13 protein-coding genes are annotated in these 16,289 nt (G+C 47.6%); 6 read left to right on the forward strand and 7 right to left on the reverse strand.

Annotation, left to right across the window (positions count from 1 at the left end):
• Position 1 precedes the first annotated feature (1 nt).
• Genes uvrC through porW form a run of 4 tightly spaced genes read right to left on the reverse strand, consistent with a single transcriptional unit; the run spans position 2 to position 7,547 of the window.
• Entirely contained in the window at positions 2 to 1,810 is a 1,809-nt protein-coding gene (uvrC, locus tag HWI92_RS12865; RefSeq protein ID WP_204655678.1) for an excinuclease ABC subunit UvrC, read from the reverse strand.
• 38 nt (positions 1,811 to 1,848) lie between these two features.
• Entirely contained in the window at positions 1,849 to 2,982 is a 1,134-nt protein-coding gene (locus tag HWI92_RS12870) for a glycerate kinase (RefSeq protein WP_204655680.1), read from the reverse strand.
• A 5-nt stretch (positions 2,983 to 2,987) separates the two neighbouring features.
• Positions 2,988 to 5,288, reverse strand: a complete 2,301-nt coding sequence (locus tag HWI92_RS12875) for a penicillin-binding protein 1A (protein ID WP_204655687.1) — start codon at positions 5,286 to 5,288, stop codon at positions 2,988 to 2,990.
• A 51-nt stretch (positions 5,289 to 5,339) separates the two neighbouring features.
• A complete protein-coding gene (porW, locus tag HWI92_RS12880; RefSeq protein WP_229247908.1) occupies positions 5,340 to 7,547 on the reverse strand; it encodes a type IX secretion system periplasmic lipoprotein PorW/SprE in 2,208 nt (735 codons plus the stop codon).
• A gap of 131 nt (positions 7,548 to 7,678) precedes the next feature.
• Here porW and HWI92_RS12885 point away from each other — a divergent pair, with 131 nt between their 5' ends.
• The 6 genes from HWI92_RS12885 (at position 7,679) to atpH (ending at position 10,944) form a co-directional block, all read left to right on the forward strand.
• On the forward strand, positions 7,679 to 7,921 hold the full coding sequence (locus HWI92_RS12885) for an AtpZ/AtpI family protein (RefSeq protein WP_229247910.1): 243 nt from the start codon (positions 7,679 to 7,681) through the stop codon (positions 7,919 to 7,921).
• Between the two features lie 16 nt (positions 7,922 to 7,937).
• Positions 7,938 to 8,297, forward strand: coding sequence for a hypothetical protein (locus tag HWI92_RS12890; protein ID WP_204655688.1), 360 nt, complete (start codon positions 7,938 to 7,940; stop codon positions 8,295 to 8,297).
• A 25-nt stretch (positions 8,298 to 8,322) separates the two neighbouring features.
• Positions 8,323 to 9,414: a F0F1 ATP synthase subunit A gene (atpB, locus tag HWI92_RS12895; protein ID WP_204655690.1), complete on the forward strand. Its 1,092-nt coding sequence runs from the start codon at positions 8,323 to 8,325 to the stop codon at positions 9,412 to 9,414.
• A 44-nt stretch (positions 9,415 to 9,458) separates the two neighbouring features.
• Positions 9,459 to 9,722 (forward strand): ATP synthase F0 subunit C, encoded by a 264-nt coding sequence (atpE, locus tag HWI92_RS12900; protein ID WP_031525687.1) that lies wholly within the window; start codon positions 9,459 to 9,461, stop codon positions 9,720 to 9,722.
• A 151-nt stretch (positions 9,723 to 9,873) separates the two neighbouring features.
• A complete protein-coding gene (gene atpF, locus HWI92_RS12905) occupies positions 9,874 to 10,368 on the forward strand; it encodes a F0F1 ATP synthase subunit B (RefSeq protein WP_229247912.1) in 495 nt (164 codons plus the stop codon).
• A gap of 39 nt (positions 10,369 to 10,407) precedes the next feature.
• On the forward strand, positions 10,408 to 10,944 hold the full coding sequence (gene atpH, locus HWI92_RS12910; RefSeq protein WP_204655692.1) for an ATP synthase F1 subunit delta: 537 nt from the start codon (positions 10,408 to 10,410) through the stop codon (positions 10,942 to 10,944).
• A gap of 59 nt (positions 10,945 to 11,003) precedes the next feature.
• Here the strand turns inward: atpH and HWI92_RS12915 are convergent, their stop codons facing one another.
• The 3 genes from HWI92_RS12915 to HWI92_RS12925 form a co-directional block, all read right to left on the reverse strand.
• Positions 11,004 to 11,891, reverse strand: coding sequence for a sugar phosphate isomerase/epimerase family protein (locus HWI92_RS12915; protein ID WP_204655693.1), 888 nt, complete (start codon positions 11,889 to 11,891; stop codon positions 11,004 to 11,006).
• 30 nt (positions 11,892 to 11,921) lie between these two features.
• Positions 11,922 to 13,598 (reverse strand): carboxylesterase family protein, encoded by a 1,677-nt coding sequence (locus tag HWI92_RS12920; protein WP_204655694.1) that lies wholly within the window; start codon positions 13,596 to 13,598, stop codon positions 11,922 to 11,924.
• Positions 13,599 to 13,719: 121 nt separating this feature from the next.
• On the reverse strand, positions 13,720 to 16,263 hold the full coding sequence (locus HWI92_RS12925; RefSeq protein WP_204655695.1) for an ATP-dependent Clp protease ATP-binding subunit: 2,544 nt from the start codon (positions 16,261 to 16,263) through the stop codon (positions 13,720 to 13,722).
• Between the last annotated feature and the right edge of the window lie 26 nt (positions 16,264 to 16,289).

The raw sequence follows: 16,289 nt of genomic DNA on the forward strand, positions 1-16,289 counted from the left end.
CTTACTCAGCCATTGCATCAAAGTACGCCCGCACCTTTCTGGCCCGGTCGAGACCGATCAGGCCGGCAAGTTCTTCCAGGGAACTTTCACGTATGCCGCGTACCGTACCGAAGTGTCTGAGCAACTTGGCGGCAGTTACCTTCCCTACCCCATTCATACCTTCCAATTCACTCACCAGGCTGCTCTTGCTGCGTTTATCCCGGTGAAAAGTAATCGCAAACCGGTGAGCTTCGTCCCTGATCTGCTGGATCAGTTTCAGTGATTCCGATTTCTTATCAATATATAAAGGCAGTGAATCTTCCGGGAAATAGATCTCTTCCAGCCTTTTAGCAATACCAATCACTGGTACCTGACCGTAAATACCCAAACTTTTCAATGCATCACACGCGGCTCCAAGCTGTCCCTTACCGCCATCTATTACAATCAGGTCGGGCAAAGGTTGCTCCTCCGCAATCAGCCTCAGGTACCTGCGGCCAACTACCTCGTTCATAGACGCAAAGTCATTGGGTCCCTGTACTGTTTTGATGTTAAAATGCCTGTAATCCTTTTTGGAAGGCTTGCCCTCCTTGAAGCACACCATCGCTGCAACCGGGTTCGTACCCTGAATGTTGGAGTTGTCAAAACATTCAATGTGGCGCGGAAGGGTTTTGATCTGCAAATCGGCTTTTAGGCGAATGAGTACTCTGTCTTTTTTGGATGCCGACGCAGATGCTTCGACTTCGCGGCGCTCGGCCTTTTCACGGCGGAAGTACATCACATTTTTCATGGACATATCCAGCAGCTTCTTCTTATCGCCGATCTGCGGAACAATCACGTCAAGGCGCATTTCCAGCTCGGGCTTGATGTTGCAGATCAGTTCACGCGACTCAGTTCCATATACAGACCGCATTTCCACGATCATCATGGCCAGGATTTCGGCATCGCTTTCTTCCAGTTTTTTCTTGACTTCAAGGGTCTGGGTAGCGACCATGTACCCTTGTTTTATTTTCATAAAATTAAGGTACGCTGCCTCCTCGTCGGACACAATCGTGAGCACATCTACATTCCCGATTCTGGGATTGATTACCGTGGCTTTACTCTGAAAGCTGGAAAGGTGCTCAATTTTCGTTTTCCAGGCGTGCGCATGCTCAAATGCCATTTGTTCCGCGGCAGCAAGCATTTTTTCCTTAAAATATTGCTGCGGCGCAGACAGATTTCCTTTCAGGATATGCTGTACCTGATCAATTTCTGCATTATAATCAGCTTCGTCCTGAAAGCCTTCACAAGGTCCTTTGCAGTTACCGATATGAAATTCGAGACAAACCTTCCACTTGCCGGCCCCGATGTTCTGCTTGTTCAGCGGCAGCTGGCAGGAACGTATCTGATACAAAGATTTGAACATATCCAGCAGCGTATGCATAGACCGCAGATTGGCGAAAGGACCATAGTAAGTTCCTTTGGTACGGTCCATGTTCCGTGTAGGATATACTCTTGGAAAAGGCTCGTCGGTTACGCAGATAAACGGGTAAGTCTTATCATCTTTCAGCAGGATGTTAAACTTAGGCTGCAATTGCTTGATCAGCTGGTTTTCTAGCAGCAATGCATCCCACTCACTGTGAACAATGGTATATTCAATCCGGCGGATCTGGCTTACGAGCCGCTTGGTCTTCCGGTCGTGCTGGTTAGATTTTAGAAAGTAGCTGGAAACCCGGCTTTTCAGGCTTTTTGCTTTACCGACATAAATCACCTCGCCGGTCTCATCGAAGTACCGGTAAACCCCTGGCTCGGTAGGTATTTTTGAAAGTTCTTCTTTATAATTAAACTCGGACATCTGCGGCCTCTGATCGTTTGAGCATTGTAAAATTTGCCCTATCTATTGTAAAAAAACAACCTCGCCAGGTGAAAAGTTGCGTCACTGACCAGCCTGGGGGCATTTTGCTGCGCCTGTTCAAGCGTCACAGGGCGGTCGAGCACGGATGTTACAAAGGTCATGCCCGCAGCAGCGGCAGCTTCGGGTTTTATATGCAATGTTCCGCAAATAACAGCCAGCGGCACACCCGCGCTGGTACATGCATCGGCGAGGCCCTTTACTACTTTTCCGCTCAGAGTCTGATTATCCACTTTTCCTTCGCCGGTAATGACCAGATCGGACTGCCGGATCAGCTCGAAAATCCGGGAGTACTCCATGACAATGCTTACGCCGTCGCGCAGGGTGGCATTCAGAAACCAGATTGCGCCCGCACCCAGCCCGCCAGCTGCGCCTGCACCAGGCAAGCTGCTCGCTTTTTTACCGAAATGAGATTCAGCTATGCCTGCAAAGTGCTTTAAACCCGCATCTAGGCGTTGCACCATCGCTGGATCAGCGCCTTTTTGCGGACCATAAATGACGGCTGCACCTGTACTTCCAAAAAGAGGATTGGTTACGTCGCAGGCAACAGTGACGGAAGTTTCTGCAAGACGGGGATCTGCCTGTGAGCTGTCGATAAATGCAATGCTGGAAAGAGCATGGCCAGCCGGACTGACCGGCCGGCCATTTTGATCTTTAAATAAAAATCCGAGTGCAGCTGCCATTCCGATGCCTGCGTCAGTAGTGGCGCTCCCTCCTATGCCGAGCACCAACTTTCTGGCACCGCGGTCCAATGCATCACGGATCAGCTGCCCGCTGCCAAAGGTGCTGGTACGTTCGGGATTCCGCTCCATTTTGGATAACAAAGCAAGGCCCGAGGCAGCAGCCATTTCAATAAAGGCAGTGGTACCATCGGCAGAAAGGCCGTAAGAGGCTTCAATCGGTCTGCCCAGCGGATCATTTACCTGCGTAGAAACAGATACTCCTCCCGCATAGTGCGTTAAAATAGCGGCAGTACCTTCGCCTCCATCCGCGAGCGGAATGCATGTAACTTCGGCTTGCGGAAAGGCGCGCAGAATACCCTTTTCTGCTGCCTGACAAACTTCGTCAGCTTCAAGGGAACCACGAAATTTGTCAGGAGCAATCAGAATTTTCACAATTTTCAGAAAAGAACGCCTTCGTCGTCAGAGCGGGACGGAGGAATGTAAGTGTCGGTACTGTCAGAAACCACGCCTCCACAACCCTGCACATAGTTTTCAGGCTTGATAAACGGACCTTTGCGATATTGGACAAGGCTGGGATCAGCATATACTTTTTGCATAAATAATCCCCAGGCCGGCATTGCAATGCGTCCACCCTGACCATAAGTAATTGTCCGGAAGTGGATACTCCTGTCTTCTCCCCCAACCCAGATCCCCGAGACCAGGTGCTGGGTCATGCCCATAAACCAGCCGTCAGAGTAATTGGAGGTAGTACCAGTTTTGGCAGCAATTTCATTACCCTCAGTCACGCCAAACTGCCGCAGCCTCCCGGCAGTACCACCCGGATCTTCCACCGCTCCGCGCATCAGGTATAGCATGTTGTAAGCCATATTCTCGCTGATTTCCTGATTTTGCTTCTGAAAAAACTCCTGCAGGACATTACCATAGCGATCTTCAATGCGGAGCACGGTCATGGGTTCAGTGCGATGACCACCATTTGCAAATGCGCAATAGGCCCCTACCATCTCAAATACCGACACATCACTGATCCCAAGACACAAAGACGGAACTTCCTGAAGACGGCTGTCAATTCCCAGCTTGTGTGCATACTCAATCACAGTTTTAGGCCGTACCATCTTCATCAGGTAAGCGCTTACCGTATTGACCGATTTACCCAAAGCCTGCCGGAGAGACAGTGACTGATACGAATACTTGTTTGTAGAGTTATGCGGCGACCAGCCATTGGGTCCTCCTCCTTCCTCCCGGGAGAAGTAAACAGGTTCGTCCACAACATGGTCACAAGGGGTAAGAAAGTTTTTGTCCAGCGCAGATACATACACAAATGGCTTGAACGTGGAGCCTGGCTGGCGTCTTCCCTGTTTTACGTGGTCGTATTTGAAATATTTAAAATTAATACCTCCTACCCACGCTTTCACATGCCCATTGCGCGGATCCATGGACATGATACCAGCCCGCAGAAAGCGCTTGTAGTAGGCAATGGAATCAATCGGACTCATGGTCACCTCTTTCTCCCCATTCCATGAAAAAACCTTCATTTTGTAGGGCTTCTTCATAATTTTCCAGGCTTCCTCCTCGCCCAGGTCACGTTTCAACGCCAGGTAATGAGGGGATTTCCGGGCGGCTGCATTGATGAAGCCGGGAATTTCCTTACCTGTATCGTAGGTCCACGGGTTACGGCCCTTCCAGTGGTCATCAAACAACTTCTGCTGCTGTTTCATGTGCTGCGTCAATGCATCTTCCTGGTAACGCTGCATGCGTGAATCAATGGTCGTGTAAATACGCAGACCACTGGTATACAGATCATAGCTGGTTCCGTGCTCTTCATTGTAGATTTTGACCCAGCTTTTCAGATATCCCCGCATTGATTCACGGAAGTAAGGGGCCAGTCCCGTATTGTGACTATCTACCGTAAATTCAAGTCCCAGCGGTTTTTCTTTCAGCTTATCAAAATCTTCACGTGGCAGGTATTCGTATTTGGCCATCTGGGCAAGTACTGTATTCCTGCGGTTCAATGCATTGGTCGGAAAGCGAAGCGGATTGAAGAGCGTGGGATTCTGCAGCATTCCTACAAGCAACGCCGCCTCGGTCACATTCAGGTCCCAGGCTTCCTTGTCGAAGTACGTCTTGGCAGCGACCTTGATACCATAGGTATTGTTACCAAATGACACCGTGTTCAGGTACATCTGCATAATTTCCTGCTTGGTATATTTCCTTTCCAGGATTACCGCCAATATCCATTCTTTGGTCTTGGCAATGACAATCCGGACAACCGGAATTTTCCCGAATATACCTTCAAACTCCTCGGATCGCGTATTGAACAGGTTTTTGGCGACCTGCTGGGTAAGCGTGCTACCTCCGCCGGAACTTGAATTTCCACTTACAACCCCCTTGAAAACCCGCAGCAGACTTCGCGGGTCAATGCCCGAGTGATTTACAAACCGGGCATCCTCGGTAGCTACAAGCGCATCAATCAGGTTGGGCGAAATCTGCGCAATATCAATCTGGGTGCGGTTTTCAAAAAAGTACTTTCCGAGCGACTTGCCATCTTCACTGATCAGCTCGGATGCCAGTTCACTTTTGGGATTTTCCAGCGTTTTTAGGTCGGGCATGCCACCAAAAAGCCACAAAAAATTAAATCTGACGGCAACGATGTAAAGAATCAAAAGACCCAGACCGAACGTAACAATTTGCCATAGGCGGATAATGTTGCGACGATACCTTCCAGGCTGCAATTCAATCATAAATGGTAGGGTTATTTGAGGTACAAAGGACAAAGATACTATTTCGGGAAGTTATCTTTTCCCCATCGAAAGTGAATTAAGCTCCTGCATTTCTTTGAGACGGGGCAGGTAAATACTATCCGGATAAAGGCTGATGAACTCGGCAATAGCTTGTGAATAAGCATCTTTACCTCTCACTTTTCCTATCAGAAAAACGCGCAGCAGGGCAAACTTGTCTTCCAGCGGACCACCTTTATAGGCAGGCAGATTGGCTTCAATATCTTCAAGCGCCTTGGTATAATTACCCTGCGAATACAGACTGTATGCGGCTTCGTACTCTTTCAACTGACTGCTGGCTCCCTCGGGACCGGCGCTCCCGGGCTTCGTCACAAGCCGCGCGTAAGTAGAATTTGGATACTCTTTCAATAGTCTATCCTTGTACGTGTTTTTGGCGGCATCATTGTCCGGGTAGGTCAGGTACAGCAGGTAATAAAGCTCCTCCTTATACGTAGTACCCGGATAATCGGCTAACAAACGCTCGAAGCTTGCGATGGACCTTTGTGGTTCCTGCAAGTCAAACCGGTAAATTTTTCCTAGCTGGTACAATGCATTTTCTTTCCGGCCCTGTGACTCGGCCATGGTTTCAGCCGTAAGCGGAATATCCTGTTTGAGACGGTCATGCATTTCCTGCCAGGCAGGCGTACCTTTTACAAGACTTTTGTTCTCCGGTTCTTCCTGCTCCATGGTCAGAGAGTCTGCCGCAGCAGCCGGATTACCGCTGGCCAGCGCGCGCATCTGGCGCTTGCTTCGCCGCCAGTCATCTTCGAGTGCCCGGTTTCCCCAGATTCTCTTGAAGTCAATTTTACCCTGATTTACGAGTGCAGGATCATACAGCTCCCACCTTCGTTCATTTGGGCCTAAAAGCGGGCTGGGATTACTCTGCGGATTCAGGGCCTGAGCCGCCTCGGCTTCCTTCCTGGCTTTTTCTTCCTCTTCCTGCCGCGCTTTTTCCTGCGCTTCCATGTAGGTATCAATGTAGTTGTCCAATGCGGCGGGATTCATTCCTGCAAGCTTTTGAAGGCTATCTTCCCTTGCCACAACTTCGTATTTTGAAACAAATTCATCCAGGGCCATCTTGCGGTCGGCTACCAGCCGGTACTCCGGTGCGGTTTCGGGCATTAAGGCAAGTGCGCTGTCATAATAGGATTTGGCTGCATTGAATTTCTCAAGACGCTCGTAGTTGATCCTGGCAAGTTGCAGGTAGGTGTATGCTTTTTGTTGCGGATTGGTTCCCTTGGAGGCTGCCGCAGACTTCTGAAGATAGCCGAGTGCTTCCGGGATTTGCTTCCGGTGCTCAGCAAGCAAACCCATCGTGAAGTAAATTTTGTCTTTCAGATCATCATTTTTACGATCATTCAGCATTTTACTGAAACCCACCTCATTCAGGTCTTTTTCAGGACTGAGTACCACCTGGTTCTGCAGGGAATTCATGGAGGCGTAAAAATTCAGGTCGTAGCCTGCGCGATTTTTACTTACTGCTTTATAATGCCTGTTCGCCAATGCATACTGACCGAGCTGATCATACATTTGTGCCGCTGCAAAATGGATACGTGCAGTCTCAGGCGATTTTCCAAGTAACGGGAACGTCTCTTCCAGGATCGCAACCGAAGTCAGGTATTCCCCGCTTTGCTGGTGGAGGTAAGCTTTTGTCAGGTAAAAGTCCCTGGTGGATGATTTGTCAAGCGGCTGCTGGCTCAGGTATTCCGCCACGCCCAATGCATTCGAATAGTCCTTTCTGGTTATGTAAGCACGCATCAGCAGGATCAATGCATCATTCTTATCTCCTTCGTCTTTGCCATTGGCATATATATAACGAAGCGCTTCCAGACCATCGGCCCACTGTCCCATATAAAGGCGCGCTTTCCCGAGTATCAGGTAACTGTTGTCGAGCCATTTACTGTTCTGGTGCTTTTCCGCCACGATGGATGCTTTGCGCACGGCATCTTCCAGCTTCGCCTTCACCGGCCTGAAAAGCACGGAATCCATCGGAAGTAATAGGGGCAAAAGCTGGTTGTAGTTTTCCTTATAGGCCTTCTGAACATCATACTCGGCATTCAGCAGGTCCTGCTGCGCCATAAAATAGGCATTATAACGTGCAGAAAGGTTGTGAAAGCTGATCGCTCCGGGCCTCGTACTATATTGGGAGCAGGCCGAAAGCAAAACGCCGGCAATCATCAGAGAGGCTGTGCAGCGCGAAAAGATGTAGAATATACGGTTCACGAATAATGTGTTAGGGCCCTGTCTGAGATCAAAACAAGCAAAAATAAAACGGCTAATTTTACATTAACGTATCGAATATAGCGCATTTGTAAAATTTGGCTCAATTTTACAAGAATAAAACAGCGCAGGATATGGAACCAGATGATAGAAAAATGCCGCACAAGCCAGGGCTCCCTGCCAGAGAGTCAGCGAAATGGATGCGTTACTCCGGTGCTGCCATGCAAATGCTGGGAACAATTCTCGCATTTACCTATGCAGGCTACTGGCTCGATGGCCGCTCGGGAAACAAGATTCCCGTTTGGACGCTCGTACTTTCCCTGCTTTCCATTGCAGCTTCGCTCTACATGCTGATCAGAAGCTTTACCAAAAAGTAAGTACATACAACCAGACATGCTCCGGACCTTCATTGCTACCCTCCTACTCGGAATTGTATTTTTCCTTGCCAGGTATTTTCATGCCGATTCCATTCTCCATCCCTATATCTGGTACATACTCGCATTTTTTGCAGGACTCTCTTTTTTCCAGCACCAGCTGATGGAAGTTGGCCTGCGCAACAGGCGTGAAAAATTCGTGACTTTTTACATGGCTACCATTGCGGGCCGGATTGTTCTCAGCCTGATTTTCATCGGCGTTTTTTTATACCGCGGGCTAACCGATTCATTCTTATTTGTTACCAACTTTTTTGCACTCTATTTATTTTATACCTGCTTTGAAATATATGGTTTGTATCGTAACTTGCGCCGCGATTGACAAAGCCAATGTATTTCAAGCCTTTATGTATACTCGTTTCCGCCTGTTTTTTACTGCATTTATCGCGATAGCCTGCCTTTTCAGCCCGCTCGCGAAGGCCGCTGAACCAACCCAGCACGAAGCTGAGAAAGTGGAAAGCAGCGTCCATGAGAAGGAGCAAGAAATTGAACATAATCTTGAAGAGAACGAGCAGAAGTTCAACATCGGTGATATGATCATGCACCACATTGCGGATTCCCATGAGTGGGAGTTTTCACATGGTGCTGTCCTCCCGCTTCCTGTGATCCTGTACTCACAAGATCGCGGCCTGGAAGTTTTCTCCTCTTCCAATTTCCACAACGAACACCACGAATACAATGGTTATCACTTGGTACACGGTGATTCTGAAGTGATTCAGCCGGTAGATGAAAGCCGTAAAGTTTACGACTTTTCCATTACCAAGAATGTGGCGTCCATGCTGCTGAGTGCATTGATCCTGATCCTGGTATTTACAAGCATCGCAAGCTGGTATAAAAACAACAAGGGTAAGGCGCCGAAAGGATTCCAGTCTGCCATGGAGGTGATCATCCTGTTCATTCGTGATGAGGTGGTTAAACCGAATGTAGGTCCCAAATACGAGAAATACCTTCCCTACCTGCTGACATTGTTTTTCTTTATTCTGATCAACAATATCCTGGGTCTCCTTCCGGGGTCAGCCAACCTCACCGGTAATATCGCCGTGACGATGACACTGGCAATACTTACATTTATCATCGTTCACCTGAATGCGAATGGTAACTACTACAAGCACTTGCTGAGCCCTCCGGGCGTACCGGCACCGCTGTTGCTGATCATGATTCCGGTTGAGATTGTGGGTGTATTCATGAAGCCGTTTTCACTGATGGTCCGGTTGTTCGCCAACATTACCGCAGGCCACATTATCCTCCTGAGCTTGTTCGGTCTGATCTTTATCTTTCAAAGCATTTTCATTGCGCCTGTTATTTCCCTTTTCGCGCTGTTCCTGAACTTTATCGAGATCATGGTAGCGTTTATCCAGGCATTTATCTTTACCCTGTTGTCGTCCATGTACATCGGCAGCGCCATCGAAGAGCATGGCCACGCTGATCACGGACATTGATCTGAATCTCTTTTTTATTAATTATATTTTAAACTAACACAATTATGTTGCTTCAAATTTTGCTTCAGGCTGCTGAACAAAGTGGTGCAGGTCTGGCTGTTTTCGGTGCTGCTATCGGCGCTGGTCTGGCTGCTATCGGCGCTGGTCTGGGTATTGGTAAAATCGGTGGTAGCGCAGTAGAAGGTATCGCTCGTCAGCCAGAAGCTGCCGGTGCTATCCAGACTGCCATGCTTATCATCGCGGCACTTATCGAAGCGGTAGCGCTTTTTGCAGCGGTTATCTGTCTGCTTATTTCGTTTAAGCTTTAACAAAAAATCTGCGGGAAGACGATCCCTGCCTGTTTTCACATTAGGTAAAAACTGGTAAAGAAATTGAGCGTGGAAGCATTAGGCTTCCACACTTTTTAGTAAAAAAAGAGACAGTTACTACGAACAGTTTAACTCAAAACATTTACAAAACATGTCATTGCTAACCCCCAACCCCGGACTTATTTTCTGGATGATTGTGGTCTTTTTACTGGTTGTTTTCATCCTGGCCAAATTTGCATGGAAGCCGATTATCAAAGGATTGAAAGACCGTGAGAATGAAATTCAGGGTGCGCTGGACCTTGCTGAAAGGACACGTGCCGAGATGATTCAGCTTAAATCCGACAATGAAAAACTGATCGCAGAAGCGAATGCTGTACGTGACCGCATTTTGCGCGATGCCAAAGAGGCAGCCGACCGCAACATTGAAGAGTCAAAAGAAAAGGCTGCTGTCGAGGGACAAAGAATCATTGATGCAGCCCGTGAAACAATCCGTAACGAGCAGCAGACTGCAGTTGCCAAAATCCGTAAGGAAGTAGCTACCCTGTCGCTGGAAATCGCTGAAAAAGTATTGCAGCGTGAACTGAAAGACAAGGAAGCACAGGAGCAACTTATCGGCGAACTGGCTTCCACTGCCCGCCTTAACTAAGCCGGCTGTACTTTTTACTCACTTTCAATTTAAGATTCCATGTCAGTAAGTATAGTTGCTTCCAGGTACGCAAAGTCGTTGATCGAGCTGGCCAAAGAACAAAACTCTTTAGAGGCAGTGTACCAGGATATGCTTTTGTTCAAAGATACAGCCGACAAGAACCGCGGCCTGATGCTTGCGCTGAAAAGCCCAATCGTTCGTCATGAGAAAAAACTGGGTATACTCAAATCCCTTTTTGAAGCACGCGTCAATCCCATCACTTACGCGATCTTTACCATTATTACGCGTAAAAACAGGGAGTCGATCCTGGATGAAATTGCATTGGAGTTCATTAAGAGCTACAACCTTTACAAAGGCATTCAAAATGCCACAGTCGTAAGCTCTACTCCATTGACAGATGAGCTGCGCCAGCGGATTTCCAACCTTGTATTATCATCTACCGGAAAACAGGTACAACTTTCCGAAAAAGTAGATCCAAGCCTGATCGGCGGCTTTTTGCTGCGCATAGATGACCGTCAGATTGACGCATCGCTCCGCAGCAGATTGAACGAACTTAAATTACAGTTAACAAACTGATATTTTTATCTGCATAATTTGGAAAGACCCGGCTGCTATGCGCCGGGTCTTTTTTTATGCTATACCTTCATCTTGGCGATATTCTTATAGCTGATTTCAATCGCTTCCAGCGGCGGACGTTTCGCGACGTCCTGCTCTACGAAAAAGTGCGTCAATCCTGCTGTTTTCCGGGCAGCAAATATTTTTCCAAAGTTAATGGAGCCCGTACCTACTTCAGCAAAGGATTGATCTCCCTTATCCATATCCTTCACATGCCATAAAGGGAACCGTCCGGGATATTTTTTGAACAATTCAACCGGATCAAGGCCGGCACGGACAGCCCAGTACAGGTCAAGCTCCAACTTTACCAGGTTAGGGTCTGTTTGCCCTGCGATGATGTCATAAGGAATTTGACCGTCCAGTTTTTTAAATTCAAAGTCATGGTTGTGGTAGCCAAATTGTAGTCCTGCTTTCTTAGCTACTTCTCCCGATTTGTTAAAAAGATCTACGTATTTCTTGTAGTCATCGATGGACTTACGTTCGGTATCTGTGAGATAGGCACAGTTGACATATTTCTGACCAATTTCTGCCGCGTCGTCCACTGCGCGCTGCCAGTCATTGCTGAGTGTACCTTTTACATCTTTACGCTCCACACCAGCTCCATAATGCCCGCTTACAGGATCAAGGCCCAAGCCTTTCAGCAAAGCTTTAAACTCCTTCGGTGTTTTTCCGAAAAACTTGCCGTCTGTATAGCCAAAAAGCTCCACTTCTTTATAGCCGATCTCAGCCACTTTTTTGAGGGTACCTTCCAGATCTTTCGAAAGTTGATCACGAAGGGTATATAACTGCAAACCTACCTTTGAGGAAGCTTTTACATCCCAATCCAACCGGGACACTGCTGGCGCCATGAGGGCAAAGGCGCTGGCTTTGATGAATGATTTCCGGGAAATCTTTACGCTGCTTTTCATCTTTATAATTCAGTAATTAGATGGTAAATGCTACTTGTTAAAATTAACGGCACCTGATAGCTTCTGCTGAGCCTCGGGAGTTACTTTCCATTGTTCCGTAAAATAGCCGTCGGCTACTACATTGGAGGCATTGTCCTTGAAAAGAATATAATCTTTATACCCCGCTAGTTTGCGATGGTTGACCGGCATAAACGGATAATCATGGCTTTGATCCCCACTCCACCAGGGTAGGCCCGAATTAATCGCCACATAATGCGTACCCACCGGAAACACATAGAAAAGCCCGTAATCACCGGCACCGGCATTCAGATGCATAGGCAGCTGAGCGGCATATTTGTTGATCAGCAGGTTATCTTCTTTGGTACCAAACAATATGAGATTACAGCTTTCCAGATCGCTGGGCCGTACATCTTTGTCTGCGACTACCCTTGGAAAAAACATGACCCTGCCCGGAAACGTACCCCTGTAATAAGCCCAGTCAGCAGCCTGGCTGGCCGTTGTCATGCGCTTCTTTAATTCTTCGGGCGAGGGATTGCCTGCCGTCCCATATACATAAATGTGCCTGGATGAGAATGCATCGAATATAGGTCCCTCGGCTCCCTTTTTCTTCACCAATTCTTCCGTAGCAGATACTTTACCAACTCGCCAGGCGCTGCCGGCCTTATTGAATGAAACCGTACTGTCCGTTTTGGCAGTCAGTGTCGCTCCGTCTACTTTCAATGTAAGTGTTGATCCTGCCTTAAATTTCGGATGTCCTTTCAGGTTTAATGTGAATGCATTCAGGTTTTCAGAAGTAATCGTAATTATGTTGCCGGATGTGATCCTTGCCTCGATTTTGGCTACTGCACCCTGTACGATTTTATCAAACGTTACCCAGTATGCCTTATTATACTTGTACTGCTTAGCGGAAAAAAATACGCGATCAGGATGCGGATCACGCACGGCATGGCTGAACCACTCAAAGATAAATTCATTATCGTAGGCACTTACCCAGCTATCGTGCTTCACATCCACAAACTCCTTATAACTTACCTCAGCACCGATCTGCTGCAAATGCTCCACCCACTTGCGCGTACCTGCAACAGGTACAACCGGGTCGGCATCGCCATGAAAAAAGTGGATTGGAAAATTCAATGCATTGGAAGCAAGATCAAAGGTACCTTCTGGTGGTGCCGGACATACCGGCGCGATGGCTGCCCAGATATCCGGGCGGGTAAGTCCAATCCACAGGGTACCTCCTCCTCCCATCGACAATCCTGTGAGATAAATCCTGTTTTCATCAATCTGAAAGCGTTTTTGTACATCGTCGAGTACATCATACACGTCCTGTTCCGGAATGCCCTGGTACCCGATCGTACCGCGCGCAAGCGGTGCGGCTACGATAAAGTCCACATCATCCCAGGCCGGAAAGTACCTGGTAGCTTCTACGTCCGTCTCTTCATTCTGGTTACTTTTACCAAACACACGTCGCAGATCAAGCCGGTGATTGGAGCCTGCTCCATGCAACATGATAACCAGAGGGTACTTTTTATTTTCATCGTAATTTTTGGGGAGATACAGTCCATAAGGCTGATCAGTATCATCAGCATCCGAAAAGAAGGTCAGTACCTGCGGTCCGGATTTTAGTTTTTGGGCCTGTGAATGCTGCGGCAGAAGTACCAATGCAAACAATAACGTGAACAAGAATCCTTGTACGAAGTGCTTCATATTATGAGAATTTTCGAGGGCTAAATATAAAGGAATTCATAAGGAATTACCGGTAAGTTGGAAAACAAAAAGGCAGGTCATGATGACCTGCCTTTAATATGTATTCAGAGAAACTGCTCACCTAGTCGGCCAGCTGCTCTTCTTTTTTCCGAACAGTAATTACAAGCTGCTCGCTGTTTTCTTCATGATCAGCAACCAGTACATCGCCTTCGCGAAGGTCACCTTTCAAAATTTCCTCAGCGACGGGATCTTCCAGGTATTTCTGGATCGCCCTGTTTAAAGGACGGGCTCCATACTGGGGATCATATCCTTTGCCTGACAGGAAATCTTTAGCAGCAACGGTCAGCTCGATTTCATATCCCAATCCTTTCACGCGGCTGAACAGTTTGCCAAGTGAAATATCAATGATGCGGTGCAGATCTTCACGTTGGAGCGAATTGAATACAATCACATCATCAAGACGGTTGAGGAACTCAGGAGAGAAAGCCTTCCGCAGTGCACTCTGAATTGTCCCTTTCATGATCTCGTCCTGGTTTTCAGATCTGGCGCGGGTTGAAAAACCAATACCTGATCCAAAATCTTTCAAGTCACGGGCACCAATGTTGGAGGTCATGATAATGATCGTATTCCGGAAGTCTACGCGACGTCCGAGACCGTCAGTCAAAATACCATCATCCAATACCTGCAACAGGATATTGAATACATCCGGGTGCGCTTTCTCGATCTCGTCGAGCAGTACTACACTGTATGGTTTTCTTCTGATTTTCTCTGTCAGCTGACCACCTTCTTCGTAACCCACATATCCCGGAGGCGCTCCTACCAGACGTGATACACTGAATTTCTCCATGTATTCACTCATGTCAATACGAACCAGCGAATCGTCTTTATCAAATAGATAAGTTGCCAGTACCTTTGCAAGCTCTGTCTTACCTACCCCGGTTGGTCCAAGGAAAATAAATGAACCAATTGGCTTTTTAGGATCTTTCAGACCGACACGCGTGCGCTGAATGGCTTTCACCAGCTTCTCGATAGCAGGATCCTGGCCAATTACCTTGTTTTTCAACTCTTCGCCCATGTTCAGCAGCTTTTTGCCTTCGTCCATGGAAACGTTGGTAACAGGAATGCCTGTCATCATCGCTACTACTTCCGCAACATTCTGCTCTGTTACCGTGTAGCGTTTTTGCTTGGTTTCTTCTTCCCAGGCTTGTTTTGCACGTTCCAGCTGGTCGATCAGCTTTTTCTCACGATCTCTCAGCTGTGCAGCTTCCTCGTATTTCTGGCTTTTTACAACCCGGTTTTTCTCCTGCTTGATATTCTCGATCTGCTCTTCAAGCACAAGAATGTCTTCAGGAACCGTAATGTTGCTGATATGCACCCGTGCACCTACTTCATCCAGTACGTCAATTGCTTTATCTGGTAAAAACCTGTCGGTAATATACCGTTCCGAAAGTTTCACAGCCGTGCTGATGGATTCCGGTGTATAGTTTACATGGTGGTGATCTTCATACTTGTCTTTGATGTTCTGAAGAATCTGAACAGTTTCCTCAATGGAAGTTGCATCTACCATGACCATCTGGAACCGGCGGGCCAGGGCACCGTCTTTCTCGATGTACTGACGGTACTCATCCAGCGTAGTAGCACCAATACATTGAATCTCTCCGCGTGACAATGCAGGCTTGAACATGTTAGAAGCATCCAGGGAGCCGGAAGCGCCACCAGCACCTACAATCGTATGCAGCTCATCAATGAAAAGGATCACATCGGGCGACTTTTCAAGCTCGTTCATTACAGCTTTCATACGCTCTTCAAACTGGCCGCGGTACTTGGTACCTGCTACCAGCGATGCCAGATCCAATGTGACCACACGTTTTCCAAAAAGTACGCGTGATACCTTTTTCTGAACAATGCGCAGAGCAAGACCTTCTGCAATCGCTGTCTTACCAACACCAGGCTCACCGATCAGGATCGGATTATTTTTCTTACGACGGCTCAGGATCTGCGCTACACGCTCAATTTCCTTTTCACGTCCTACGATCGGGTCAAGCTTGCCCATCTCGGCCATTTTGGTAAGATCACGGCCAAAATTATCTAAAACCGGTGTACGCGATTTCTCTGCTCCTTTTGATTCCTTTCCGGATGAAGAGCCACTGCCGCCACCTCCAAACATTCCGCCTCTTGCTTCGTCATCTCCGTCTTCGGTCTCAGGACCCATATGAGGTCTTGATCCGGATGATTGATATTCTAACATCTCTTTAATGACTTCGTAGTTAACATTAAACTTGTGCAATATCTGCGTTCCTACATTGTCAACATCCCTAAGAATGGACAGCAGCAAATGCTCTGTACCAATGAGGCTGCTTTTAAATATCTTGGCTTCCAGGTAGGTAATTTTCAGCACTTTTTCAGACTGCCTGGTAAGAGGAATATTCTGCAGATTTTTTACATTGTTGGTAGCTGCACCCTTGGTTGCCTGCTCAATTGTTTGCCGCACATCGTCCAGCGAAACCCCGAGCTTTTTCAACAACCCAATTGCAACACCATCGCCCTCACGAATCATTCCCAATAACAAGTGCTCTGCTCCAATGTAATCATGGCCGAGGCGAAGGGCTTCCTCACGGCTCATTGAAATTACTTCCTTCACTCTATTCGAAAATTTTGCTTCCATTATGCAGCAATAAAAGTGTTATAGTA

Source organism: Dyadobacter sandarakinus, from assembly GCF_016894445.1.
Lineage (GTDB): Bacteria > Bacteroidota > Bacteroidia > Cytophagales > Spirosomataceae > Dyadobacter > Dyadobacter sandarakinus.